This is a genomic window from Acidovorax sp. 93 (genome assembly GCF_003633835.1).
GTDB classification, from domain to species: Bacteria; Pseudomonadota; Gammaproteobacteria; order Burkholderiales; family Burkholderiaceae_C; genus Acidovorax; species Acidovorax facilis.
On record NZ_RBIT01000001.1, the window covers coordinates 3,970,173 to 3,995,114 of the forward strand.

Genomic DNA, 24,942 nt, shown 5'->3' on the forward strand with positions numbered 1-24,942 from the left:
GTATGTATAATCGCGCACTTATTTTGTCGGGCTCTGGCCTGGTCGGGCCCTCGACAAGCGGCCCATCCCCTACAACCCGATTCCTTGACGCCCATCAAAAAGGACTCCCATGCTGCGTGATGCATCTGCAACTCCCTCCTTTAGCGCCTTTCCCACCCGCAGGGCTGTCTCTCTGGTTGCCTTGACAGCAACAACACTGTTTCTCGCCTCTTGTGGCAAGACGGATGGCCAAGCACCCGCTGGAGGGCCGCAAATGCCACCTGTTGAGGTGGGTGTGGTGACGGCGACGCCTGGCGATGTCGGCTTGATCACCGAATTGCCGGGCCGTGTGGAGGCCTCGCGGGTTGCACAAGTACGTGCTCGCGCCGCAGGCATCCTGCAGCAGCGTCTTTTCAAGGAAGGCAGTGATGTGAAGGCAGGGCAGTCGCTGTTCCGCATTGACCCTGCCCCCTACGCCGCCGCATCGGAAAGCGCGCGCGCTGGCCTGGCCAAGGCCCAGGCCAACCTCGCACAGGCCAGTGCTCAAGTGGAACGCTACCGCCCGCTGGTGAGTGCCAACGCCATCAGCAAACAGGATTTTGTGAATGCCGAAGCTGCCGAAAAGCAGGCACAGGCAGATGTGGCCACCGCCCGGGCTGCCGTACGTGCGGCAGATATCAACCTGGGTTATGCCAGTGTGACCTCGCCCATCTCGGGCCGCATCGGCCGGGCTCTGGTTACCGAAGGTGCGCTCGTGGGACAAGGCGAAGCAACGCCCCTGGCGGTGGTGCAGCAGATCGACCCCGTGTACGTGAACTTCACCCAATCGGCGGGCGACGGCTTTCAGTTGCGACGGGCCATGGAAAGTGGACAGTTCAAGCGTGCAGGCAGCGCAGAGGCCGCCAGTGTCAAACTCGTGATGGGCGATGGTTCGGAGTACGCCCAGACAGGAAAGCTGCTGTTCACCGACCTGTCGGTGGACGCCACCACGGGCCAGGTCACGCTGCGCGCCGAGGTACCCAACCCCAAGGGCGAGTTGTTGCCCGGCCTGTACCTGCGCGTGCGCATTGAGCAAGCCCAGGCCAGCAATGCCATCACACTGCCTCAGCAGGCTGTCACGCGCACCCAGCAGGGCGACACCGTGAGCGTGGTGGGCGAAGACGGCAAGGTGTCCCAGCGCACCATCAAGGTCAGCGCCGCACAAAACAACCGGTGGGTGGTTCTTGAGGGGCTGAAGGCCGGGGAAAAGATCATGGTGGACGGTTTCCAGAAGCTGCAGATGCTGCCTCCCGGCACGCCCGTAAAACCCGTCCCGTGGCAAGCTCCGGGGGCGCCTTCGGCACAGGCCGCCACACCTGCTGCATCGGCCGCTTCGGCATCGAAGCCATAAGGGGCATTCCAGCATGGCCAAGTTCTTTATCGACCGCCCCATCTTTGCATGGGTGATTGCCTTGTTCATCATGGTGATGGGCGGGGTGGCGATCACGCAGTTGCCGATCGCCCAGTATCCCCCTGTCGCGCCGCCGTCCATCGTCATCAACGCGGCCTACCCTGGCGCCTCTGCGCAAACCCTCGAAGACAGCGTGCTGTCGGTGATTGAACGCGAGATGAACGGCTCACCTGGGCTGATCTACATGGAGTCCGTCGCGCAGGCTGATGGCTCCGGCAGCATCACCCTGAGCTTCCAGCCCGGCACCAACGCCGACCTGGCGCAGGTCGATGTGCAGAACCGGCTCTCGCGAGCCACGCCACGCCTGCCCTCGGCCGTGACCCAGCAAGGCGTGCGCGTGGACAAGTCGCGCTCCAACTTCCTGCTGTTCACCATGCTCTCGTCCACCAATCCGGCCACGGACACGGTGGCCCTGGGCGACTACGCATCGCGCAACGTGGTGCCCGAACTGCAGCGCCTGAAAGGCATTGGCCAAGCTCAGCTGTTCGGTACCGAGCGTGCCATGCGCATCTGGATCGACCCGGCCAAGATGGTGAGCTTCAACCTCTCGGCGGCCGAGATCACAGCCGCCATCCGTGCGCAGAACGCGCAGGTAGCCAGCGGCACCATCGGCGACCTGCCCAATGTGGCGGGCCAGGGCATCGCGGCCACCGTGGTGGTCAACGGACAGCTCTCCAGCGTGGAGCAGTTCGGCAACATCGTGCTGCGCGCCAACACCGATGGCTCCACGGTCCGCATCAAGGATGTGGCGCGTGTCGAGCTGGGCGGACAGGCCTATGCCACGGCTGCACGCCTGAACGGCAAGCCCGCCGTAGGCATCGGCGTGCAACTGTCTCCCAGCGGCAATGCCCTCGAAGCCGCCAAGGCCGTGCGCACCAAGATGGATGAACTCTCGCGCTACTTCCCCGAGGGCATGAGCTGGAGCATCCCCTACGACAGCTCGCGCTTCGTGGACATCTCCATCACCCAGGTGGCCAAGACACTGCTGGAAGCCGTGGCGCTGGTGTTCCTGGTGATGTTCCTGTTCCTGCAGAACTGGCGCTACACCATCATCCCGACCATCGTGGTCCCCATCGCACTGCTGGGTACGTTCGCCACACTGCTGGCGCTGGGTTTCTCGATCAATGTGCTGACCATGTTCGGCATGGTGCTGGTCATCGGCATCGTGGTGGACGATGCCATCGTGGTGGTGGAGAACGTCGAGCGCATCATGAGCGAGGAGGGTCTTTCGCCACTGGAGGCGACCCGCAAGGCCATGCGCCAGATCTCGGGCGCCATCATCGGCGTGACCGTGGTGCTGATCTCGGTGTTCGTACCTTTGGCCTTCTTTGCCGGGTCCACCGGCAACATCTACCGCCAGTTCTCGGCGGTGATGGTGGCATCCATCGCTTTCTCGGCCTTCATGGCGCTGTCGCTCACACCGGCACTGTGCGCGACGCTGCTCAAGCCCGTAGAAGCCGGCCACCACCATGAAAAACGCGGCTTTTTCGGCTGGTTCAACCGCAGCTTCTCACGCACGGCCAAGGGGTACGAAGGCTTTGTTGCGCGCATGCTCAAGCGCGCCGCGCGCTACCTGGTCATTTACGCCGCCATCATCGGCGCCGTGACCGTGGTGTACATGCGCTTGCCCACCTCGTTCCTGCCCAGCGAAGACCAGGGCAACATCATCGTCAATGTGCAACTGCCCCCCGGTGCGACACAGGAACGCACGCTGGCCGTGATGCAACAGGTTGAGGAATTCATCCTCAAGCAGCCCGAAGTTCAAAGCATGGTGGGTGTGCTGGGCTTCAGCTTTTCCGGCCAGGGCCAGAATGCGGCCCTCGCCTTTGTGACCCTGAAGGACTGGAGCGAGCGCCACGGCCCGGGTCAGTCTGCGCAAGACGTGGCCAGCCGCGCTTTTGGCGGGCTGATGGGCATCCGCGACGCGTTCATCTTCCCGCTGAGCCCTCCTCCCATTCCCGAACTGGGCAACGCCAGCGGCTTCACATTCCGCCTGCAGGACCGAGGAGGCGCCGGGCATGAGGCATTGGTGAAGGCACGCAATCAGCTGCTGGGCATGGCCTCGCAAAGCAAAGTGCTGACCCAGGTGCGTCCGGATGGACTGGAAGACGCACCCCAGCTGCAGATCGATATCGACCGCGACAAGGCCAATGCGCTGGGTGTGCCGTTTGATGCGATCAACTCCGCACTGTCCACGGCACTGGGTTCGAGCTATGTGAACGACTTCCCGAACCAGGGCCGCCTGCAGCGTGTGGTGGTGCAAGCCGATGCGCCTGCACGCATGCAGCCGGACGATCTGCTGAAGATCAACGCCGCCAACAGCCAGGGCAAACCTGTGCCACTTTCCGCATTTGCCACAACGCGCTGGGTCAACGGCGCACAGCAGACGGTGCGCTACAACGGTTATCCCGCCATGCGCATCTCGGGCGCACCGGCCCCTGGTTTCAGCACGGGCGCAGCGATGGCAGAGATGGAAAAACTCGCCAGCCAGTTGCCTGCAGGCTTCGGCTTCGAATGGACCGGCCAGTCGCGCGAGGAAAAGCTGGCGGGCTCCCAGTCACTCATCCTCTACAGCTTTGCCATCCTGGCCGTGTTCCTGTGCCTGGCCGCGCTGTATGAGAGCTGGTCGATTCCGCTGGCCGTGATTCTCGTGGTGCCGCTCGGGGTGCTGGGTGTGCTGCTGGCCACCCTGCTGCGCGGCTATGCCAATGACGTGTACTTCCAGGTGGGGCTGATCACCATCATCGGGCTGTCAGCCAAGAACGCGATTTTGATCATCGAATTTGCGAAGGACCTGCAAGCCCAGGGCAAGAGCGTGATCGAGTCGGCACTGGCGGCGGCCCACCTGCGGTTCCGCCCCATCGTTATGACGTCGATGGCCTTTGGCCTCGGGGTGTTGCCACTGGCCATTGCGTCGGGGGCCGGCTCAGCCAGCCAGCGCGCCATCGGCACCGGCGTGCTGGGCGGGATGATCACCGGCACGGTGCTGGCCGTGTTCTTCGTGCCCGTGTTCTTCGTAGTGGTGCGCAGTCTGTTCAAGGGCAGCGCGCGCCAGCAGGAGATGAACCGCCGCCACGCAGAAGAAGCAGGAGTTGGAACCCATGACTAATCACCCACGCACTACCGCCATCGCCCTGGCAACGGCCCTGCTTCTGGCCAGCTGTTCGTTCATACCCACGTACGAGCGCCCTGCAGCGCCAGTGCCGGCCACCTATGCCACCACGGACGCGGCAGCCCCAGGCACTGCAACTGCCGCGCCCTGGCAAGATTATTTTGCCGAGCCCCGGCTGCGCCAGCTCATCGAGGTGGCCCTGGCCAACAACCGCGACCTGCGCGTGGCCGTGCTCAACATCGAGCAGGCCCGCGCCACATTCCAGGTGCGCAGGGCCGACCAGTACCCCGGCGTGGGCCTGGCCGCCAACGCGAGCCGCGCGCCCGCCGCGGGGTCCGGCGATCTGACCAACTCGTTCAGCGTGGGCCTGGCCGTTTCGGCCTGGGAGATTGACTTTTTTGGCCGCATTGCAAGTCTCAAGGAACAGGCCCTTGCCCAGTACCTCGCCACCGAAGAAGGCCGCAACGCCGCACAGGTCAGCCTGGTGGCCGCCGTAGCCAACGGCTGGTTGAACCTGCTGGCCGACGAAGAACTGCTGGACCTGTCGCGCCAGACCCTCGCCTCGCGCGAGGAGTCCATCCGATTGACCAAGATGCGCCTCGATGCAGGCGTGGCCTCGGAGCTGGACTTTCGCCAGGCCGAGTCACTGACCCAGGCGGCGCGGGCCACGCTGGCCCAGCAACAGCGCCAGCGCGCGCTCGACGAAAACGCCCTGGCGTTGCTGTTGGGACAAGCCCTGCCCGATGACATTCGCGCCAGCCTTACAGGCAGCAGACTGGCAGCCGCCCCCGCCATGGCACAGCTGCCGGCGGGGCTCCCATCCGAACTACTGACCCGCCGCCCCGACATCCGCCAGGCGGAGCAGCAGCTGATTGCTGCCAATGCCAACATTGGCGCCGCCAGGGCCGCGTTCTTCCCGCGCATCTCGCTCACAGCGCAGGCAGGCACCGCCAGCGGCGAGCTGTCGGGCCTGTTCAAGAGCGGCTCGTGGGGGTTCACGATTGCACCCTCCCTGCTGCTGCCCATCTTTGATGCAGGGCGCAACCAGGCCAACCTGGAAAGCGCCCAAGCGGGCCGCAGCATCGCCGTCGCGCAATACGAAAAAGCCATTCAGACGGCCTTTCGCGAAGTGTCGGACGCGCTGGCCGGCCAGGCCACGCTGGGCGAGCAGGCGCAGGCGCAACAGCTGCAGGCGCAGGCCGAGGCCGCCCGGCTGCAACTGTCTGATCTGCGCTACCGCAATGGCGTGTCGAGCTACCTGGACCTGCTGGACGCCCAGCGCTCGCTGTTCACGGCGCAACAGGCTGTGGTGCAGGTGAAACTTGCCCAATTGCAAAACCAGGTGGCGCTGTACAAGGCCCTGGGCGGCGGTGCACCCGAAGCGGCAGCAGGCAACCCTTCCTGACGCAGGCGGCGGCAAGCTTGGCGCGGCCCCCATGGTTTTCGGGCGCGTGCCAGGCTCAGGCTGTGTGGGGTGAGATACAGGGCGCGCGCGGGCCTGAGCCGAAGGCAACAGCCCCGCAGATATAATTTAAGGTTGATTTCATCAAAGCCCCCGATACACCAGAGGACGTCATGAGCGACAACCACCACGAAGAAGCCCATACCGGCCCGATCAAGAACCCCAAGCAGTTGCTGGTCGCGGTACTTTTCTCGTTTGTGATTCCGATCTTTGCCATCATTGGCTTGGTCCTGTACGTCACGTCGGCAGACAAGCCTGCCGCTGGTGCCGTCAATCCTGAGAAAGCCATTGCCGAGCGCATCCAGAAGGTGGGCATGGTCGAGATCCGTGACGCCAACCGCCCTCTCCGTGCTGGCGAAGAGGTGTACAAGGGTCAGTGCGCCGCCTGCCATGCAACCGGCGCCGCTGGTGCTCCCAAATTTGCCGACGCTGGCGCCTGGACGGCCCGCATCGCGACCGGCTTTGAAACGCTGGTGCAATCCGCCCTGAAGGGCAAGGGTGCGATGGCCCCACAAGGTGGCGGCGACTTCAACGACACCGAAATCGCACGGGCCGTGGCCTACATGGCCAATGCTGCCGGTGCCAAATTTGCCGAGCCTGCAGCACCCGCTGCGGCTGGTGCTGCTCCGGCAGCGGCAGAAGCCGCTCCCGCCGCCCCCGCCACGCCGGTGACAGCAGCAGCCCCCGCCGCGGAAGCCGCGCCAGCCGCTGCCGCGCCGGTGGCAGCGGCCGCCGCCGCGGGCGCAGGCGAAGCCCTGTACAAGCAGGCCTGCCAGGTGTGCCATGCTGCAGGCGTAGCCGGTGCTCCCAAGTTTGGTGACAAGGCCGCCTGGTCGGCCCGCCTGCCTGCCGGCATCGATGCGCTGTACAACAGCGTGGCCAAGGGCAAGGGCGCAATGCCTCCCCGTGGCGGTGCAGCCCAGGCGTCAGACGCCGACCTGCGCGCAGCGGTCGAGTTCATGGCTGCCGCCGCCAAGTAAGCCTTCCCCTTGCGGCAGTGCGGTGCACCCTTTGGGGCATTGCATGCAGGCATAAAAAAGCCGGTTCAGTGGACCGGCTTTTTTGCTTTTCAGGATTGCTTTGCATCCACCATGCGCGGTGACCCAGGGGTTTCGCGGGCACCCCACTGGCCCTGCGGGCTCATGACAAAGCCGTAGCGATCAGGCAACTCTTCCGCCAGCACTTCCTGCGGCAGCCAGCGCCCTGCTTCCACGGCTTCGGCCACCAGAGGCACGTCCAGCGTATGCACCAGGCCCACGCCCAGCGCCGACGTCAGGTAGACATGGCCCTGCGCGTCCACCAGGCAGTCCTGCACCGCCGCGCCACGGCCCGTGTGGGACACCACCGAAAAATCGGACTGTATGCGCCAGATCCAGGGCGTAGCCTCCAGCTCCACATACACCCGCTGGGGCCCGTTCTGAAAGAACCATTGTCCCTGCGCATCGGATTCGTAATTGCGCGCGATGAAGCCGATGAGCTTTTCATGCTGCAGCAAAGACCCCTTGCTCTGCGGAAACGGCCCTGCTGCCTGGGCCTGGTCATCGCGCAGGTACCAGTGGCCACGCGCGTCCAGGCCCAGCCAGCCATAGCAGTCGGGCACGTTGGGCCACTTGGCCAGCGCCTGTTTGACGATGTCATCCATGCGGCGATTGTGCGCTCGCCCGCGTCCCAGCCCCTGCGTGTTCCGCCAACCACCCGCCCACCGCGTCGGGCATGGCACGCACGTGCCCCGGCAAGCGGCCATGGGCAAACCCGACGTGGCCGCCGTGTGGCGGCTGCCAGAGCGTGACGAACCCATTGCGCACCTCGTGCGGCAGCGGAAGGCTGGCGGCCGGGACAAACGGATCGTTGCGCGCATTCACCACCAGGGCCGGAACGCGGATGTGGTGCAGCAGCGGCTTGGTCGACGCCCGCTGCCAGTAGTCCTCGGTGTTCCGAAAGCCATGCAGTGGCGCGGTGAACACGTTGTCAAACGCATACAGGTCGCGCGCGGCCATCAGTGCCTGGCGATCGAACAACCCGGGGTGCTGCGCGAGTTTGCGCAGCGCCTTGGGCACCAGGGTGCGCATGAACATGCGTGTGTAGACCTGTCGGTTGAAGCCACGCCCGATGGCGTGCCCCCCTGCGGCCAGATCGATGGGCGAGCACACGGCCGCCACGGCATCGGCGCTGCGCGCAGCGTCTTCGCCCACCTCGGCCGCCCAGCGCAAGAGCGCATTGCCGCCCAACGAGACCCCCACGGCCACCAAGGGGCCCTGGTGCGAGGCGCGCAGGCGCTGCAGCATCCAGCCAATCTCGGCATGGTCGCCCGAGTGGTAGGCGCGGGGTGCAAGGTTGATCTCGCCACTGCAACCCCGGAAATGGGGCAAGGCGCAGGCCCAACCGCGCTCGCGCGCCCAGTCGCCAAAGGCCTCACAGTAATGGCTGCGCGACGAGCCTTCCAGGCCATGGAAGACCACCAACAGCGGCCGGAGTGCCGCAGGCGCCGTGGCGCCCTCCTCCTGCAGAAAATCCACGTCTACAAAATCACCGTCCGGCGTGTCCCAGCGCTCTCGGCGGTACACGGGGCGGGCGCCGAACACGCGGCGCGAATACAGGGCTGGCCAGATGGTCTGGAGCTGTCCACCGGGCAACCATCGAGGCGCTACATATTTCATAGCTATTTGCGCTTTCCTATCAAGCGCCAGACCCTAAAAAGGCTTGGATTCAAGGCCCCACCACTCAGTGCAGCACGGGCCGTTGGGCGTCCACCACCTGCGCATCGGGCGCGACGCCGGGGCTCGCATGGTGGGCCACCAGGCGCCAGCCTTCCGGGGTCTTGTGATAGACATTGGTGGCCAGCACCACGGCCTGGTGCAGGCCGTCGGGCAGCATCACCTCGACCTGCTCGACCACGCTGTGCACAGCGCTGGTCAGCGCCACCACACGGTGCACCTGCAACGGCCGCGCCCGCACCGTGCCATGCGAAAACATCGCCTCGAACGCCGTGCGAATCGCCCCAGCACCCAGCAGCCGGGGCCCGCCGGGATGCACGCAGATGATGTCGTCGTCTTCTGCCCAGCAGGACATCAAAAGCTCGATGTCGCCCCGCTGCAAAGCCTCATAGAACGCGGCTTCGGTTTCGTCCGAGGAACCTCCGAGGGTGGCGGCGCTGGCGCGAGAACGGGGCATGGTGGTTGGTGAGGCGTCTGGGATGGAAGGTGGCGCGGCGGCCATGCGGCCCGCCATGTGCGGGTTGCTATTGTGCGGCCATCTCCCAAAGCCTTGTGGCCCGCCCGGAAAGTGGCACCAGGGACGGCACTTGTTGCAGAATCAGCCAAGCTGCCGGTTGATGGCACCTTGGCATCTTGTCTCTGTGCCCCAAACTGTCCCTGAACTCCACCTGGCGAAGCCACCATGATCCAACGCATTTTTGCCCTGTTGACCGCCCTGCTGGCGCTCAGCGCATTGACCGGCTGCGGCTACAACGACTTCCAGCGGCTGGACGAGCAGTCCAAGGCCGCGTGGAGCGAGGTCCTCAACCAGTACCAGCGCCGCGCAGACCTTGTGCCCAACATCGTCGCCACCGTCAAGGGCGAGGCCAACTTCGAGCAGGAAACCCTGACCCGCGTGGTCGAGGCGCGCGCCAAGGCCACCTCGATCCAGGTCACGCCCGAAACCCTGAACAACCCCGAGGCGTTCAACAAGTTCCAGCAGGCGCAGGGCGAGTTGTCGGGCGCGCTGTCGCGGCTGATGGTGGTGTCCGAGCGCTATCCCACGCTGCAGGCCAACCAGGGCTTTCGCGACCTGCGCGTGACGCTGGAAGGCACCGAGAACCGCATCACCGTGGCGCGCAACCGCTACATCCAGACGGTGCAGGAATACAACGTGCTCGCGCGCAGCTTTCCCACAAACCTGACCGCCATCGCGTTCAGCTATGCGCCCAAGCCCAGCTTCACCGTGGCCAACGAAGCCCAGATCTCCGCGCCGCCCACCGTGGATTTCTCCGCATCCAAGCCCAAGCCTTGAACACGGCACTCCTCACCGCTGAGAGTTTGAGCGAATATGCCCCTAGCGCTTATCTATAAAGCGCTGTTAGCTATAGTATTGATAGCATTTGCAGTCCCATGGGCGCATGCTGACGGCGGCCTGTTGCCCGTGCCCGCGCTCACCGGCCCCGTCATCGACCAGACCGGTACCCTGAGCGCTTCCGACAAGGCCGCGTTGGAGACGCAGCTGCAAACGCTGGAGCAGACCCGGGGCGCGCAGGTGGTGGTGCTGATGGTGCCCACCACCGCTCCCGAAGACATTGCATCGTTCGCCAATCGCGTGGGCAACACCTGGAAGATCGGGCGCCGCGACGTGGGTGACGGCGTGCTCGTGATCGTGGCCAAGAACGACCGCAAGATGCGCATCGAGGTCGCCAAGGCCTTGGAAGGCGCCATCCCCGACATTGCAGCGGCGCGCATCATCGACGGCGCCATGAAGCCCCGGTTCCAGCAAAGCGACTATGCAGGCGGCCTGCGCGACGCCGTCACTCAGATCTCCGCACGCATAGCCGGTGAGGCGTTGCCAGCACCCGCGAGCAACAGCGGCACCGCAGCCCACAGCCCCGACACCAGCCGCGACGGATTCGACTGGACGGACCTCGCCATCTTTTTGTTTTTCGGCGTGATGGTGGCGGGACCGGTGATGCGCAGCATTTTTGGCAGCCGCCTCGGGGGCCTGCTCATGGGCGGTGGTGTGGGCTTGTTGGCCTTTGTGGTTACCTCCAGCCTGATCGTGGCGGGCGGCGCCGGCCTCCTCGCTCTGCTTTACACCTGGATCTTCGGCGGCACTGGCGGTGGCAGCAGCCGACGGCGTGGTCGAGGCGGTGCGGCGGTCGGCGGCTGGGGCGCGGGTGTCGGCGGCGGAGGCTGGAGCGGCGGTGGCAGCAGCAGCGACAGTGGCGGGTTCAGCTCGGGTGGCGGTGGCGATTTTGGAGGCGGCGGCGCCTCGGGGGACTGGTGAACATGGGTCCAGGATCAACCACCACCACCTCCATAGCGACCTTACCGGCCGCCCTCTGGCGCCTGGCCCGCCATCGCTGGGGCGAGCCCCCGGCACGCCGCGCGCTACCCGGCGACACCCTGGAGCGCCTGGCCGCGCGGGTGGCTGCCAGCGAGCAGCAGCACACGGGCCAGATCCGCATCGTCGCAGAAGCCAGCCTGCCCTGGAGCTACCTGCGCCGCAACGCCAGCGCGCGCGAACGCGCCCTCATGCTGTTCAGCAAATACCGCGTGTGGGACACCGAGCACAACAACGGCGTCTTGATCTACCTGCTGCTGCCCGAACACGCGATAGAGATCGTGGCCGACCGGGGCCTTGCCCGGCATGTGGCAGCGGACGAATGGCGCGATGTGATTGCGCTGATGGCTCCCCGCTTTCGCCAGGAGCAGTACGAAGAGGGCCTCGCACAAGCCGTCGACGCCGTGTCCTTGCGCCTTGCCCGGCACTTTCCACGCCTGCCCGATACGCCCGGGCACAACGAATTGCCGGACGCACCGGTGCTGCGCTAGACATCGCGCGCGCAGCCTCCACGGCGGGAGGCTGATCGCACGGAGTTGCCTCCAGAAAGTGGGTTGACGCTGCGGGCTTTTGACGGCCCGCCCAAGCGATTTGCGGGCCCTGCAGGGGCACGATTTGCTGGGGAGTGGCTGGCGCTTCCTGCACCGTGCATGTCTTTCAGGGCATTCTCACTGTTCCAAATAAGCCGCAGGGTTTTCCTCTATATCACCTTGTTTCAAGGCGATCTTCTCGCTCATTACGAAATCTGCGACCGAAGTTCCCAGCCCATTGTTTCCAATACTGGAACAGTTAGTTTGCGACTCGGTGGTTTTTCTTTGGACTTCACCCGCGTACAGTTCAACCCATCGATGAGCCGAACCCGCAAGGCGACTCACCGAACCCGGTTCAGGAATGGTTTTTTGACCCGGCTTTTTTGAGACGCTTTTTAACTTCCAAGGATTTTCATCATGAACAACACCGCCCGCTTCCTCTCCATCGCTGCCGTTGCCGCTTTCGCCTCTTTCGGCGCACAGGCTGACGAAGCCGATGCTTCGCAATTCGCTACCAAATTTGAAACCAACCGCACCCGCGCTGAAGTGCAAGCAGAAGCCGCCAGCGTTGCCCAGACCCGCTCCATCGAGCCGGCAGGCTCGCGTGTGTTGACCTACACGTCCACGGCTGACCGCGCTGCCGTGCGTGCCCAGGCTGCAGAAGCCCTGCGCGCTGGCCAGATCCCTTCGGGTGAGCGTGGTTGATTCTTGTTGAATCCACGGTTCACACGTTTTCGTATTGCCAAGTACCTCGTCCCTATTTTTTGAATTTCACTGGAGTTTCACCATGAACAAGTCTGTCCGTTTCCTCTCTATCGCCGCTGTTGCCGCTTTCACTGCTTTCGGCGCCCACGCTGACGAAGCCGATGGTTCGCAATTTGCCCTGAAGTTCGACACGAACCGCACCCGTGCCGAAGTGGCCGCTGAAGCCGCCACCGTGGCCCAGACCCGCAGCATCGAGCCCGCTGGTTCGCGTGTGGTGACCTACACGTCCACGGCTGACCGCGCTGCTGTGCGCGCCCAGGCTGCTGAAGCCCTGCGCACTGGCAAGATCCCTTCGGGCGAATTCAGCGCCATGTAATTTGCACGGCAGGTGCTGCGGTCGGCACGCCGACGCAGTCTCATGCTCAAAAGCCGAGGCCCCTCACGGGGCCTCGGCTTTTTTCTGCCCTGCCAATCGTGAACAGATTGACAATGGCCCAGTCACCGGCCCAGAACACCTCAATGGCTTCCAGCTACCGCTCCATCGACCATGTCATGCTGCGCCTTCACGCAGCCGAGCCTTTGTTTCAGCTCTTCAGCGAGACCTTCGGGTTGCCCGTGGCCTGGCCCTTGCAACGTACTGATTTCGCCACGTATGGCTGGGTCCATCTGGGCAACACAGACCTCGAATTGTGGGCGGCGACCGCCAACGGCGATCTTCCCGACCATGCGCAACCGCCCTTGATCCACGGTTTTGCTCTGGAGCCTGCTTCGCCCCTGGCCGAAAGTCTGGCGCACGCGATGGAGGCAGGCATCACTTGCAAGCCTCCCCGCGCCTTCCAGTCCGAGAACAGTCGGGGCGAAAGCGTCACCAATTTCACCAATTCCGTGCTGCTTGGGCTTTCCGCTCCAAGCTGCTGTGTGTTCTTTTGTGAGTGGGATCGGCGTGCGGCCCTCTACCCCTGGTCCGAAACCGCAACGCCGGTAGAACGCCGCGCGCAGCATCGGCAGGCCCTGCAGGACAGCGGGGGCGGCCCCCTCGGAATCACCGGACTGCATGCCTTGCGCATGGGCACCCCGGATGTGCAAACACACCAGCGCCATTGGCGGGCACTCACAGGCTCGCAGCCTGGCCATCCCATTGCAGTCACGCCGGATGTCTGTCTGGAGCTGGTTCCAGGAGAACACTTACTGATTGAATCGCTGTCGCTGAGCGTGCGCTCACTATCTATAGCGCGTGCCTTTCTGAGCAGCCGGCATTTGCTCCAGGCGGACAGCGGCGATGTGCTTTCCGTGGCGTGTGAAGGGCTGCAACTTCACCTGCGGGAAACGTCCCCCGCCTTGCCTTAAAGCAGACTTCCATGACCGCTTGCCGTTTTGCAGCAGGCGGGCATAAAAAAACCCGGCCAAGCCGGGTTTTGGGGCAGATCCACCAAGATCTGAATCACTTCTTCTGGCGGAACTTGCGAAGCGCAGCAATCTGCGCCGCCATCACGGCCAGTTCGGACTGGGCCTTGGCCAGGTCGATTTCGCTCTTGGCATTCTTGAGCGCTTCCTCGGCGGAGGCCTTGGCGGCGTTGGCCTTCTCGTCGTCCAGATCCTTGCCACGGATGGCGGTATCGGACAACACAGTCACGCAGTTGGGCTGCACTTCCAGAATGCCACCGGCCACGAAGACAAACTCTTCGGAACCGTCAGCCATTTCGATGCGCACCGAGCCCGGCTTGATACGGGTGATCAGCGGGGTGTGGCGGGGATAGATGCCCAACTCGCCAGCTTCGCCAGGCAGCGCCACGAAACGCGCTTCACCGGAGAAGATGGACTCTTCGGCACTGACCACATCAACGTGGATGGTGTTCATCATTGCTCCTAGGAAAAGGTGGGTTGCTTGATTGCTGAAGGCCGAGCGGCGGTAGGCTGCTCAGCCGCCGGGCAATCAGGCCACCTTCTTGGCCTTTTCGAAGGCTTCGTCAATGGTGCCCACCATGTAGAACGCCTGTTCTGGCAGGTGATCGCATTCGCCGTTCACGATCATCTTGAAACCACGGATGGTTTCCGACAGCGGAACGTACTTGCCTGGCGAGCCCGTGAACACTTCGGCCACGTGGAAAGGCTGCGACAGGAAACGCTGGATCTTGCGCGCGCGGGCCACGGCCAGCTTGTCTTCAGGTGCCAGTTCGTCCATGCCCAGAATGGCGATGATGTCGCGCAGTTCCTTGTAGCGCTGCAGCGTGCCTTGCACCGCACGGGCCGTAGCGTAGTGGTCTTCGCCCACGACGTTCGGGTCCAGCTGGCGGCTGGTGGAGTCCAGAGGATCCACGGCAGGGTAGATACCCAGCGAGGCGATGTCACGCGAAAGCACCACGGTGGAGTCCAAGTGGGCGAACGTCGTAGCAGGCGATGGGTCGGTCAAGTCATCGGCAGGCACGTACACGGCCTGGATGGAGGTGATCGAGCCGACCTTGGTCGACGTAATACGCTCTTGCAGACGGCCCATTTCTTCGGCCAGCGTAGGTTGGTAGCCCACGGCGGAAGGCATGCGGCCCAGCAGAGCGGACACTTCGGTACCGGCCAGCGTGTAGCGGTAGATGTTGTCCACGAAGAACAGCACGTCACGGCCTTCGTCGCGGAACGACTCGGCGATGGTCAGGCCGGTCAGAGCAACGCGCAGACGGTTGCCTGGGGGCTCGTTCATCTGGCCGTACACCATGGCAACCTTGGACTCTTCGAGCTTCTCCAGGTTGACCACGCCGGAATCGGCCATTTCATGGTAGAAGTCGTTCCCTTCGCGGGTACGCTCGCCCACACCAGCGAACACCGACAGACCGCTGTGGGCCTTGGCGATGTTGTTGATGAGTTCCATCATGTTCACGGTCTTGCCCACACCAGCACCACCGAACAGGCCCACCTTACCGCCCTTGGCGAACGGGCACACCAGGTCAATCACCTTGATGCCGGTTTCCAGCAGCTCTTGCGAAGGCGACAGTTCGTCGTACGCAGGGGCCTTGCGGTGGATGGAGGCTGTCAGTTCCTGGCTCACGGGACCACGTTCGTCGATGGGAGCACCCAACACGTCCATGATGCGGCCCAGCGTCGCCTTGCCCACGGGCACGGTGATGGAGTTGCCGGTGTTGGTCACCATGATGCCGCGGCGCAGGCCGTCGGACGAACCCAGCGCAATGGTACGCACCACGCCGTCGCCCAGCTGCTGCTGCACTTCCAGCGTCAGGGTCGAACCGTCGAGCTTCAGAGCGTCGTAAATCTTGGGCATCTGGTCGCGCGGGAACTCAACGTCCACCACAGCGCCGATACATTGAACAATCTTGCCTTGCACTTGAGCCATTTTTCGCTCCAATAAAGATGTTGGTTGAGCTGCTTACACAGCAGCGGCGCCAGCCACGATTTCCGAAAGTTCTTTCGTGATCGCTGCCTGGCGCGTCTTGTTGTAGACCAGCTTCAACTCGCCAATGACGCTGCCGGCGTTGTCGGTGGCGGCCTTCATGGCCACCATGCGTGCCGACTGCTCGGACGCCATGTTTTCCGCAACGGCCTGGTAGATCAGGGACTCGACATAGCGGACCAGCAGATCGTCGATCACGGTCTGTGCATCGGGCTCGTAGATGTAGTCCCAGCCATGTTCGGTCTTGTCGGCCTGCATCTGCGCGGACGACAGGGGGAGCAACTGCTCCACCACCGATTCCTGCTTCATGGTGTTGATGAACTTGGTGTACGAGAGGTACACCGCGTTGATCTTGCCTTCAGCATACGCATCGAGCAGCACCTTGACCGGTCCGATCAGCTTGTCCAGATGGGGCGTGTCGCCCAGGCCCGTCACGTGCGAAACCACCTTGGCACCGACACGGTTCAGGAAACCCAGGCCCTTGTTGCCAATGGCAACCGCCTCGGTGGACACGCCAGCGCCCTGCAGCTCACGCAGCTTGGACGTCACGACGCGCAGCACGTTGGTGTTCATGCCACCGCACAGGCCCTTGTCGGTCGTCACCACGATCACGCCAGCCGTCTTGGCATCGTTCACTTTCATGAACGGATGCACGTATTCAGGGTTGGCCTGGCCGAGATTGGCTGCAATGTTGCGGATCTTCTCGCTGTAAGGGCGGGCAGCCCGCATCCGCTCTTGCGCCTTGCGCATTTTGGATGCAGCCACCATTTCCATGGCTTTGGTGATCTTTTTGGTGTTCTCCACCGACTTGATCTTGCCGCGTATTTCCTTGCCTGCTGCCATGATGGCTCCTCGTCCGGTTTAAGCGAACGACTTCTTGAACGCGGCGATGGCTGCGGTCAATTCAGCTTCTGCGTCCTTGTCCATGGCCTTGGCCTGTTCCAGCTTGGCCAGCAGAGCGGCGTGGCTGGTCTTCAGGAACTGGTGCAGGCCGTGTTCGAAGTCGAGAACCTTCTTGACGTCGATGTCGTCCATGAAGCCCTTGTTCACAGCAAACAGCGTGGAAGCCATCAGCGAGATGGACAGCGGGCTGTACTGCGCCTGCTTGAGCAGTTCGGTCACGCGGGCACCGCGGTCGAGCTGCTTGCGGGTGGCTTCATCGAGGTCGGAAGCGAACTGCGCGAACGCAGCCAGTTCACGGTACTGGGCCAGGTCGGTACGGATACCACCGGACAGGTTCTTCACCAGCTTCGTCTGTGCAGCACCACCGACGCGCGACACCGAAATACCGGCGTTGATGGCGGGGCGGATACCGGCGTTGAACAGCGAGGTTTCCAGGAAGATCTGGCCGTCCGTGATCGAGATCACGTTGGTAGGCACGAAAGCAGACACGTCGCCAGCTTGCGTTTCGATGATCGGCAGTGCGGTCAGCGAACCGGTCTTGCCCTTGACTTCACCCTTGGTGAAGGCTTCGACGTAGTCGGCATTCACGCGGGCTGCACGTTCGAGCAGACGGCTGTGGAGATAGAACACGTCGCCAGGGTAGGCTTCGCGGCCTGGTGGGCGACGCAGCAGCAGCGACACTTGGCGGTACGCAACAGCTTGCTTGGACAGGTCGTCATACACAATCAGGGCGTCTTCGCCACGGTCGCGGAAGTATTCGCCCATGGTGCAGCCGGAGTAGGCCGACACGTACTGCATGGCGGCCGATTCGGAGGCCGATGCGGCCACCACAATCGTGTATTCCATGGCACCGGCTTGTTCCAGTGCGCGCACCACGTTCTTGATCGACGAAGCCTTCTGACCGATGGCAACGTAAATACAGGTCACGCCTTGGCCCTTCTGGGCGATGATGGCGTCGATGGCCACTGCCGTCTTGCCGGTCTGGCGGTCACCAATGATCAGCTCGCGCTGGCCACGGCCCACAGGCACCATGGAGTCGATGGACTTCAGGCCGGTTTGCAGAGGCTGGTCCACCGATTTACGGGCGATCACGCCCGGAGCGACCTTTTCGATCACGTCGGTGAGCTTGGCGTTGATAGGACCCTTGCCATCAATAGGCTGGCCCAGGGCGTTCACCACGCGGCCGATCAGCTCGGGACCGACGGGTACTTCCAGAATGCGGCCCGTGCACTTGACGGTGTCGCCTTCGGAGATGTGCTCGTACTCGCCCAGAATCACGGCGCCGACGGAGTCGCGCTCCAGGTTCAGCGCCAAGCCGTAGGAAGGTTGGCCGTCCTTGGTGGCGGGGAACTCCAGCATTTCGCCTTGCATCACGTCCGACAGGCCGTGAACGCGAACGATACCGTCCGACACAGACACCACGGTGCCCTGATTGCGGATATCGCTGCTGGCAGCCAGACCTTCGATGCGGCTCTTGATGAGTTCAGAAATTTCTGCGGGATTGAGTTGCATGACTCTTTCCTTCTTTCTTTGGTTCGCTGTCCTCGCCGCGCGTTACGCGGTGAGGGCCGCTTTCATTTGTTCAAGACGGGCCTTGACCGAAGTGTCCAGCACCTCGTCACCCACCACTACGCGAATGCCGCCGATCAGGGACTCGTCCTGCTGAACAGCGAGATTGAGCTTGCGGCCGAAGCGCTTTTCCAGCGCTGCGCTGACCTCGGACAGTGCGGCACTGTCCATCGGAAAAGCGCTGTACACCACGGCATCCGAAGAGCCGTTGCGGCGATTCACGAGGGTACGAAACTGCGAAGCCACTTCCGGGAGCGCGTTGATGCGTCCGTTGTCGATGACTGTGCGCAGGAAATTCTTGGCCGTATCGGACAGCGCCGAACGCGCAACACCCGTGAAGACGGCAAACACCTGATCTGCCGTCACCTTGGGGTTGTCCGCCAGCTGACGCAACTGGGGGTTGGCGGCAATGGCCGCCAGTTCATCGACCCAGTCAGCGGTGCTGGCCAGGTCCATGCCCGCACCCGCAGTAGCGGCCTTGAACAGGGCATCGGCGTAAGGGCGGGCAATGGTGGCGAGTTCAGCCATGTGTGTCCCCTTACAGCTCGGTCTTCAGGCGGTTGAGCAGGTCGGCGTGAACGCCGGCATTGACTTCCTTGCGGAGAATCTGCTCAGCACCCTTGACGGCCAGCGCTGCCACCTGCTCACGCAGGGCTTCGCGGGCTTGCACCGTTTGCTGCTCGGCTTCGGCACGGGCGGAGGCAACAATCTTGTTGCCTTCTTCCGTGGCGCGTGCCTTGGCTTCTTCGATGATGGCCTGGGCACGTCGGTCGGCGTCCGCAAGACGCGAGGCCGTTTCGTTGCGCGCCTGTGACAACTCCTTTTCGACGCGCTGGTTGGCAGCGGTCAGTTCGGACTTGGCACGGTCGGCAGCAGCGAGGCCTTCGGCGATTTTCTGGGCTCGTTCATCCAACGCCTTCGCGATCGGGGGCCACACGAATTTCATCGTGAACCACACCAGGATCAAGAAGACGATGGCCTGAATGAACAGGGTCGCATTGATACTCACGGCAACACCTTTCTAGAGTGGCGTTGAACGGGACTTACTTGGGCAGGTTGGCCAAGAACGTCGAAGCGAAGGGGTTGGCGAAAGCGAACAGCAGAGCGATAGCCACGCCGATCAGGAAGGCGGCGTCGATCAGACCAGCCAAGATGAACATCTTGGTTTGCAGTTCGTTGATCAGTTCAGGCTGACGTGCCGACGATTCGAGGAACTTGCCGCCCATCAGTGCGATACCGATGGAAGCGCCGATAGCGCCCAGACCAACGATCAGACCACAAGCCAGAGCGACGAGACCGAGAATGTTTTCCATGATGACTCCTGAGTTAAAAAAAGAAAGGTTGAAAAAGAAAAGGGAAACGAAAGGGAACCGTTAGTGCGCGTTGTGCGCCTGACCGAGGTAGATCAGTGCAAGCATCATGAAGATGAAGGCTTGCAGAGAGATCACCAGAATGTGGAACAGCGTCCAGATGGTGCCAGCGATGACGTGGCCCACAGGCAGCAGCACACCCGACAGCGACAGTGCAGCCGCACCACCCATCAGGGCGATCAGCATGAACACCAGTTCACCGGCGTACATGTTGCCGAACAACCGCATGCCATGCGATACGGTGTTGGCGACATATTCAATGATCTGCATCAGCAGATTCACGACGCCCAGAATCAGGGCGAAGATGGGGTTCTTGCTGGTGCCGAACGGAGCCGACACGAGTTCATGCGCCCAGCCGCCAGCGCCCTTGATCTTGACGCTATACCAGAAGCGCAGGATCAGAATAGCAAATGCCAGCCCCAGGGTGGTGGACAGGTCGGCCGTAGGCACGACACGCAGATAGGCGTGGTGGGGATCATGACCAGCAGCGCCATAGATCTTGGCCCAGATGGCGGGCAGCAGGTCCACCGGCAACATGTCCATGAAGTTCATCAAGAAGATCCAGACAAACACCGTGAGACCCAGAGGAGCAATGAACTTGCGGCTCTCGGCATTGTGGATATTGGCCTTGGCCTGGTTGTCCACCATCTCGACCAGCATTTCCACCGCCGCCTGGAAGCGACCGGGCACACCGGAGGTTGCCTTACGGGCAGCTGACCACAGAATCAAAAGGGTGAGCACACCCAGAACCAGACCGACGATGATCGAGTCGTAGTTGATGACGGTGAAATCAACAATCTTGGTCTGGTTGACGTTTTGAAGATGCTGCAGGTGGTGAACGATGTATTCACTTGCAGTCGGAGCGTGCGCTTCTGCGGCCATCGGACAACTCTTCTCTATATCAATCGGTTTTTCGGACACCGGGTCGCACCAAAAGCGCCACCCAGTACGTTTTCATTGCGACCACCATGCCAACCAGCAAGGCAATCCAGCTCAAGCCCGACACCAGCCGAGGTGCCGCAGCAAGCAGCGCCACCGTCAGCACGATCTTGGCAATCTCCCAACCAAAGAATCCCACCATGGCAGCACGCGGCTTGGAAGACGCCGAATGGCGCAACACACCGCGTGCAAACAACGCTGCCGGAGCCACCACAGCCAGCGCACCATAAGCCGCAGACCAGCCCACCGATGCCCTGCCCGTCAGAGCCCAGGCCACCAGGGCCACCAGCATCCCGACCAGTGCCTGACCCGCCACCACCTTCCACACAGAGATGGAAGGATTGCGACTGCGCCACACCTCGGCCTCCTCGGCCGTCAGGGGCTTGAAGTCAGATTCTTCAGCCTCAATTTCAGTCTCAGGCGGGATTGTTTTCATTGTTGAATGACGCCCGCGTTACAGACTGCAACTTTCACAAAGCCTCTAATTATAAGTAAAAACCCGTGACGCACGACAAAGACCTGCAAGCCCGGCCCAAAACCGGTGCGCGTGCATGCGCTGTTGTGGTGACAGGCCAACGGCTTTCCGATCCTTTCCGCACTGCCGTGCACTGGCCTGGGGCAGGCTGCCTGCACCCAAGCGGCAGCACAACAACCCCGCTGGCGCACAATGGCAAAGCCCCGCCAGCTATTGAAACCGAAGCAGTACGCACCATGACAACCTCCAGCCCACCACCTGCCAATGGCCTCGACACACAGGCTAACGATCCACGCAAAGACTCGTTGATCGAATACCCCTCCAGGTTTCCCATCAAGGTCATGGGCGCCAAGGTGGACGGCTTCGTGCATGCTGTCACTGAACTGGCCCGCCAGTTCGACCCCACTTTTGACGCCAGCACCATTGAACTGCGAGACAGCCGCGCTGGCAATTACCTCGGAGTAACCATCACCATCACCGCGACCAGCCGGGAGCAGCTCGACGACCTGTACCGCGCACTGTCGTCACACCCCCTGGTGAAAGTGGTGCTGTAGCCCCGGAGCTGCAGCATATTTGCCGCATGACCATCGACATTTGCATGCTGGGCCGCGTGGACTACGCCACCACCGTCCAGGCCATGCAGGACTACACCACCGCGCGTTCGGCCGGTACACCCGACGTGCTCTGGGTGTGCGAGCACGCACCGCTGTACACACAAGGGCTCGCAGGCAAAAGTGATCACGTGCTGAACCCGGGCAACATTCCGGTGGTAGCCACCAACCGTGGCGGGCAGGTCACTTTCCACGGCCCCGGCCAGGTGGTGGCCTATCCACTGATCGACCTGCAGCGCGCAGGTTACTTCGTCAAGGAGTACGTCTACCGCGTGGAAGAAGCCGTGATCCGCACGCTGGCGCACTTTGGCATCACGGGCCACCGCGTGGGCGGCGCGCCTGGCATCTATGTGCGGCTGGACGACCCACACAGTCACGCCCTGCTGCCGCAGCGTCCGCAAAAGCGCATCGGCACGGCGGCGCCAATCCCGGACTTCGAGGGCCTGGGCAAGATCGCCGCCCTGGGTATCAAGGTCAGTCGGCACAGCACTTACCACGGCGTGGCGCTCAATGTGGCGATGGACCTGGAGCCCTTTGCGCGCATCAACCCTTGCGGTTACGCAGGTTTGCAAACGGTGGACCTTTCTACAATCGGGGTCCACACCACCTGGGAAGAAGCCGCGCAGGTGCTGGGCCAGCAGCTCAGCATCCGGTTGGCGCCCTGAACCTGCCTACATGCCATGAGCACCCCTGAAGTCGTCCGCGAAGCGCAATCCACCGAAGCCTACAACCCGCTGGCCAAGCAAAAAGCGGCCGCCAAGCTCTCGCGCATTCCGATCAAGGTCGAGCAAGGCGAAGTGCTCAAGAAGCCCGAGTGGATTCGCGTGAAGGCGGGCAGCCCCACCACACGCTTCTACGAGATCAAGGAGATCCTGCGCGAGCACAAGCTGCACACGGTGTGCGAAGAAGCCTCCTGCCCCAACATCGGCGAGTGTTTCGGCAAGGGCACGGCCACCTTCATGATCATGGGCGACAAGTGCACGCGCCGCTGCCCGTTCTGCGACGTGGGCCACGGCCGCCCCGACCCGCTGGACAAGGACGAGCCCCTGAACCTGGCCAAGACCATCGCCGCGCTCAAGCTCAAGTACGTGGTGATCACGAGCGTGGATCGCGACGATCTGCGCGACGGCGGCTCCGGCCATTTTGTGGAGTGCATCCAGAACATCCGCGAGTTGTCGCCCGCCACGCAGATCGAGATCCTGGTGCCCGACTTCCGGGGCCGCGACGACCGTGCGCTCGAAATCCTGAAAGCCGCGCCACCCGACGTGATGAACCACAACCTGGAAACCGCACCCCGGCTGTACAAGGAAGCGCGCCCAGGCTCCGACTACCAGTTCAGCCTGAATCTGCTGAAAAAGTTCAAGGCCCTGCACCCCAATGTTCCCACCAAGAGCGGCATCATGGTTGGCTTGGGCGAGACGGACGAAGAGATCCTGCAGGTGATGCGCGACATGCGCGAACACAACATCGACATGCTGACCATCGGCCAGTACCTGTCGCCCAGCAACAGCCACCTGCCCGTGCGCCGCTACGTGCACCCCGACACCTTCAAGATGTTCGAGGAAGAGGCCTACAAGATGGGCTTCAGCCACGCTGCGGTTGGCGCCATGGTGCGCAGCAGCTACCACGCGGACCAGCAGGCGCACGCCGCTGGCGTTTAAGCCTGGCGGGACGCGCAACCCAGAGCACGATCATGGGCGCAGCGGAATCGCTCTCGCTGCGGCGCTACGGCGCATCGCCGGGCAGCCATAGCCACGATCACTTCCAGATACTGCTGGGTCTCTCCGGCGCACTGGACCTGGAAGTCGCGGGGCACGGTGTGCGCGTGGCGCCCGGTGGCGGCTGCGTGATTGCGCCGGGGGATCGCCACGACTTCGAATCGTCGCGCGGCAGCGTCTGCCTGGTGCTCGACAGCGCCCACCCCGGCTGGGCGCAGTGCGCCAGCGCGCAGCTCACTACCGCACTGCCCACCGATGCGCTGCCCCTGGCGCACTACCTGGCCAGCGCATTGCAACAAGGCCGCCCGCTGGCGCAGACCCACGGCCCGGCATTGCTGCTGGAAGCGTGGCTGGCGGGCTCAACGCCCCATACATCCCTCCACCGATCCACGCGACAACGCACTATCGATTGGCCTGCTCTGCAGCGCTGGGCTGCCCTGCAATGGCACCGCGAACTCAACGTTGCCGACTTGGCGGCGCAGGTGCATCTGAGCCCCAGCCAGTTCGCTACCAGGTGCCGCGAAGACCAGGGCATGGGTGCCATGGCCTGGCTGCGCGGCCAGCGCCTGGCACAGGCGCGGCTGCTGCGGGGCACAGGCATGGCCGTGGCCGAAGTGGCGCGGCGCACGGGCTACCGCTCGCCCTCGGCCCTCACGGCGGCACTGCGGCGCGCTGAAGATCACTGAATCACTGACAAAGGCTGCCGCGTCCAGCAGACGATCACCACGCGACGACGGACCGTCGTTGCGCGACGATTCCGAATGTCCTGCGCGCGTAAGCTCGGCGCCATGCAAGCCAACCTGTACGCCCTGGGCGCCATCGCGCTGTGGGCCTCCCTCGCCTCGCTGGGTGTCTCGCTCACCCACATTCCACCGTTCCTGCTCACGGGCATTGCGCTCATCATCGGCAGCGTGCCAGCCTGGCCGTTTGTGCTGCGTGACCCGTCGCAGTGGCGCATTCCACTGCGCACGCTAGCGCTCGGTGTGTATGGCCTGTTTGCGTACCACTTCCTGCTGTTCATTGCGCTGCGCCACGCGCCGCCCGTGGAGGCCAACCTGGTGAACTACCTGTGGCCGCTGTTCATCGTGGTGCTCTCGCCTGTGGTGCTGCCCGTTGTGGCGCTGCGCTTGCCGCATGTGCTGGCGGCGCTGCTGGGTTTTGCGGGTGCAGCCATTGCGATTGCGGGTGGACGCGAGCTGAGTGGCACGCTGGCCTGGGGCTACCTGCCCGCGCTGGCCGCAGCATTCATCTGGGCCACGTACTCGCTCATGACCAAGCGCGTGGCGGCTTTTCCGACCACAGCCATCGGCCTGTTCGGACTGGTGTCCGGCGTGCTGTCGCTGTTGTGCCATGTGGTGTTGGAGCCCGCCGTGGCGCTGCAGCCGCGCGACTGGGCCCTGCTGGCAGTGCTGGGCCTGGGGCCGCTGGGGGCGTCGTTTTTCATGTGGGACAAGGCCCTCAAGCTCGGGGACGCGCGGCACATCGGCATCCTGAGCTACATCACGCCGCTGGCGTCCACCGCGCTGCTGATCGTGGTGAGTGGCCGCTCGTTCAGCTGGAGCATCGCACTGGCCACGGTGATGATCATCAGCGCGGCAGTGATGGGGATGCGGGCGCGCTGACCATGAGAAATACGCGTCAAATTGGCCTCTAGCGCTCATCTATAAAGCGCTAAC

28 protein-coding genes are annotated in these 24,942 nt (G+C 63.3%); 15 read left to right on the forward strand and 13 right to left on the reverse strand.

Annotation, left to right across the window (positions count from 1 at the left end; all coding sequences use genetic code 11):
• The first annotated feature begins 109 nt into the window (after positions 1-109).
• From C8C93_RS18040 to C8C93_RS18055, 4 genes are all read left to right on the forward strand, one after another.
• Entirely contained in the window at positions 110-1,369 is a 1,260-nt protein-coding gene (locus tag C8C93_RS18040) for an efflux RND transporter periplasmic adaptor subunit (protein ID WP_121507809.1), read from the forward strand.
• A gap of 13 nt (positions 1,370-1,382) precedes the next feature.
• Positions 1,383-4,538, forward strand: coding sequence for an efflux RND transporter permease subunit (locus tag C8C93_RS18045; protein ID WP_121507810.1), 3,156 nt, complete (start codon positions 1,383-1,385; stop codon positions 4,536-4,538).
• Entirely contained in the window at positions 4,531-5,946 is a 1,416-nt protein-coding gene (locus C8C93_RS18050; protein WP_121507811.1) for an efflux transporter outer membrane subunit, read from the forward strand. Before C8C93_RS18045 ends, C8C93_RS18050 begins: the two co-directional genes overlap by 8 nt.
• A gap of 170 nt (positions 5,947-6,116) precedes the next feature.
• Positions 6,117-6,983, forward strand: a complete 867-nt coding sequence (locus C8C93_RS18055) for a cytochrome c5 family protein (protein WP_121507812.1) — start codon at positions 6,117-6,119, stop codon at positions 6,981-6,983.
• Between the two features lie 89 nt (positions 6,984-7,072).
• Here C8C93_RS18055 and C8C93_RS18060 read toward each other — a convergent pair whose 3' ends face one another.
• The 3 genes from C8C93_RS18060 to C8C93_RS18070 form a co-directional block, all read right to left on the reverse strand.
• The gene (locus C8C93_RS18060) at positions 7,073-7,645 is read right to left on the reverse strand and encodes a DUF2946 family protein (protein ID WP_121507813.1); all 573 of its coding nucleotides are present in this window, start codon (positions 7,643-7,645) and stop codon (positions 7,073-7,075) included.
• Entirely contained in the window at positions 7,638-8,660 is a 1,023-nt protein-coding gene (locus C8C93_RS18065) for a YheT family hydrolase (RefSeq protein ID WP_121507814.1), read from the reverse strand. Before C8C93_RS18065 ends, C8C93_RS18060 begins: the two co-directional genes overlap by 8 nt.
• Positions 8,661-8,724: 64 nt before the next feature.
• On the reverse strand, positions 8,725-9,174 hold the full coding sequence (locus tag C8C93_RS18070) for a nuclear transport factor 2 family protein (RefSeq protein WP_055401297.1): 450 nt from the start codon (positions 9,172-9,174) through the stop codon (positions 8,725-8,727).
• A gap of 225 nt (positions 9,175-9,399) precedes the next feature.
• Here C8C93_RS18070 and C8C93_RS18075 point away from each other — a divergent pair, with 225 nt between their 5' ends.
• From C8C93_RS18075 to C8C93_RS18085, 3 genes are read left to right on the forward strand one after another with little or no spacing between them, the layout of a single operon-like run.
• On the forward strand, positions 9,400-10,011 hold the full coding sequence (locus C8C93_RS18075; RefSeq protein WP_242701291.1) for a LemA family protein: 612 nt from the start codon (positions 9,400-9,402) through the stop codon (positions 10,009-10,011).
• 36 nt (positions 10,012-10,047) lie between these two features.
• Positions 10,048-10,992: a YgcG family protein gene (locus C8C93_RS18080; RefSeq protein ID WP_121507815.1), complete on the forward strand. Its 945-nt coding sequence runs from the start codon at positions 10,048-10,050 to the stop codon at positions 10,990-10,992.
• A gap of 2 nt (positions 10,993-10,994) precedes the next feature.
• Positions 10,995-11,540: a TPM domain-containing protein gene (locus tag C8C93_RS18085; RefSeq protein WP_121507816.1), complete on the forward strand. Its 546-nt coding sequence runs from the start codon at positions 10,995-10,997 to the stop codon at positions 11,538-11,540.
• 177 nt (positions 11,541-11,717) lie between these two features.
• Here C8C93_RS18085 and C8C93_RS25445 read toward each other — a convergent pair whose 3' ends face one another.
• Positions 11,718-12,131 carry a hypothetical protein gene (locus C8C93_RS25445; protein WP_233559616.1) on the reverse strand — a complete coding sequence of 138 codons (414 nt, stop codon included), beginning with the start codon at positions 12,129-12,131 and terminating at the stop codon, positions 11,718-11,720.
• Between C8C93_RS25445 and C8C93_RS18090 the strand changes: the two genes are divergently transcribed.
• The 3 genes from C8C93_RS18090 (at position 12,024) to C8C93_RS18100 (ending at position 13,631) form a co-directional block, all read left to right on the forward strand.
• Complete coding sequence (locus tag C8C93_RS18090; protein WP_233559602.1) at positions 12,024-12,284, forward strand: DUF4148 domain-containing protein; 261 nt, start codon at positions 12,024-12,026, stop codon at positions 12,282-12,284. The two genes, C8C93_RS25445 and C8C93_RS18090, sit on opposite strands and share 108 nt — an antisense overlap.
• Positions 12,285-12,366: 82 nt before the next feature.
• Positions 12,367-12,660 carry a DUF4148 domain-containing protein gene (locus C8C93_RS18095; protein ID WP_121419969.1) on the forward strand — a complete coding sequence of 98 codons (294 nt, stop codon included), beginning with the start codon at positions 12,367-12,369 and terminating at the stop codon, positions 12,658-12,660.
• Positions 12,661-12,803: 143 nt separating this feature from the next.
• The gene (locus tag C8C93_RS18100; RefSeq protein ID WP_121507817.1) at positions 12,804-13,631 is read left to right on the forward strand and encodes a hypothetical protein; all 828 of its coding nucleotides are present in this window, start codon (positions 12,804-12,806) and stop codon (positions 13,629-13,631) included.
• A gap of 94 nt (positions 13,632-13,725) precedes the next feature.
• On the opposite strand, the gene C8C93_RS18105 is transcribed toward C8C93_RS18100, so the two are convergent.
• From C8C93_RS18105 to C8C93_RS18145, 9 genes are all read right to left on the reverse strand, one after another.
• Positions 13,726-14,142, reverse strand: a complete 417-nt coding sequence (locus C8C93_RS18105) for a F0F1 ATP synthase subunit epsilon (protein WP_010467232.1) — start codon at positions 14,140-14,142, stop codon at positions 13,726-13,728.
• 75 nt (positions 14,143-14,217) lie between these two features.
• The gene (gene atpD, locus C8C93_RS18110) at positions 14,218-15,624 is read right to left on the reverse strand and encodes a F0F1 ATP synthase subunit beta (protein ID WP_055396243.1); all 1,407 of its coding nucleotides are present in this window, start codon (positions 15,622-15,624) and stop codon (positions 14,218-14,220) included.
• Between the two features lie 33 nt (positions 15,625-15,657).
• A complete protein-coding gene (atpG, locus tag C8C93_RS18115; RefSeq protein ID WP_055396242.1) occupies positions 15,658-16,524 on the reverse strand; it encodes a F0F1 ATP synthase subunit gamma in 867 nt (288 codons plus the stop codon).
• An 18-nt stretch (positions 16,525-16,542) separates the two neighbouring features.
• On the reverse strand, positions 16,543-18,096 hold the full coding sequence (gene atpA, locus C8C93_RS18120; protein ID WP_055396240.1) for a F0F1 ATP synthase subunit alpha: 1,554 nt from the start codon (positions 18,094-18,096) through the stop codon (positions 16,543-16,545).
• Between the two features lie 42 nt (positions 18,097-18,138).
• Positions 18,139-18,681: a F0F1 ATP synthase subunit delta gene (locus C8C93_RS18125; RefSeq protein ID WP_055396238.1), complete on the reverse strand. Its 543-nt coding sequence runs from the start codon at positions 18,679-18,681 to the stop codon at positions 18,139-18,141.
• 10 nt (positions 18,682-18,691) lie between these two features.
• Positions 18,692-19,162 (reverse strand): F0F1 ATP synthase subunit B, encoded by a 471-nt coding sequence (locus C8C93_RS18130; RefSeq protein ID WP_007847746.1) that lies wholly within the window; start codon positions 19,160-19,162, stop codon positions 18,692-18,694.
• A gap of 34 nt (positions 19,163-19,196) precedes the next feature.
• Positions 19,197-19,466 carry a F0F1 ATP synthase subunit C gene (gene atpE / locus C8C93_RS18135; RefSeq protein ID WP_007847749.1) on the reverse strand — a complete coding sequence of 90 codons (270 nt, stop codon included), beginning with the start codon at positions 19,464-19,466 and terminating at the stop codon, positions 19,197-19,199.
• Between the two features lie 60 nt (positions 19,467-19,526).
• Positions 19,527-20,405: a F0F1 ATP synthase subunit A gene (atpB, locus tag C8C93_RS18140; RefSeq protein ID WP_121422014.1), complete on the reverse strand. Its 879-nt coding sequence runs from the start codon at positions 20,403-20,405 to the stop codon at positions 19,527-19,529.
• A 19-nt stretch (positions 20,406-20,424) separates the two neighbouring features.
• Complete coding sequence (locus tag C8C93_RS18145; protein WP_055396234.1) at positions 20,425-20,898, reverse strand: ATP synthase subunit I; 474 nt, start codon at positions 20,896-20,898, stop codon at positions 20,425-20,427.
• A gap of 275 nt (positions 20,899-21,173) precedes the next feature.
• Here C8C93_RS18145 and C8C93_RS18150 point away from each other — a divergent pair, with 275 nt between their 5' ends.
• From C8C93_RS18150 to C8C93_RS18170, 5 genes are all read left to right on the forward strand, one after another.
• On the forward strand, positions 21,174-21,491 hold the full coding sequence (locus tag C8C93_RS18150) for a YbeD family protein (RefSeq protein WP_055396230.1): 318 nt from the start codon (positions 21,174-21,176) through the stop codon (positions 21,489-21,491).
• Positions 21,492-21,517: 26 nt separating this feature from the next.
• Entirely contained in the window at positions 21,518-22,213 is a 696-nt protein-coding gene (gene lipB / locus C8C93_RS18155; RefSeq protein WP_121507818.1) for a lipoyl(octanoyl) transferase LipB, read from the forward strand.
• Positions 22,214-22,228: 15 nt separating this feature from the next.
• Entirely contained in the window at positions 22,229-23,209 is a 981-nt protein-coding gene (lipA, locus tag C8C93_RS18160; RefSeq protein ID WP_055396226.1) for a lipoyl synthase, read from the forward strand.
• 32 nt (positions 23,210-23,241) lie between these two features.
• Positions 23,242-23,952 carry an AraC family transcriptional regulator gene (locus C8C93_RS18165; RefSeq protein ID WP_121507819.1) on the forward strand — a complete coding sequence of 237 codons (711 nt, stop codon included), beginning with the start codon at positions 23,242-23,244 and terminating at the stop codon, positions 23,950-23,952.
• Between the two features lie 102 nt (positions 23,953-24,054).
• Positions 24,055-24,888 carry a DMT family transporter gene (locus C8C93_RS18170; RefSeq protein WP_121507820.1) on the forward strand — a complete coding sequence of 278 codons (834 nt, stop codon included), beginning with the start codon at positions 24,055-24,057 and terminating at the stop codon, positions 24,886-24,888.
• Positions 24,889-24,942 lie beyond the last annotated feature (54 nt).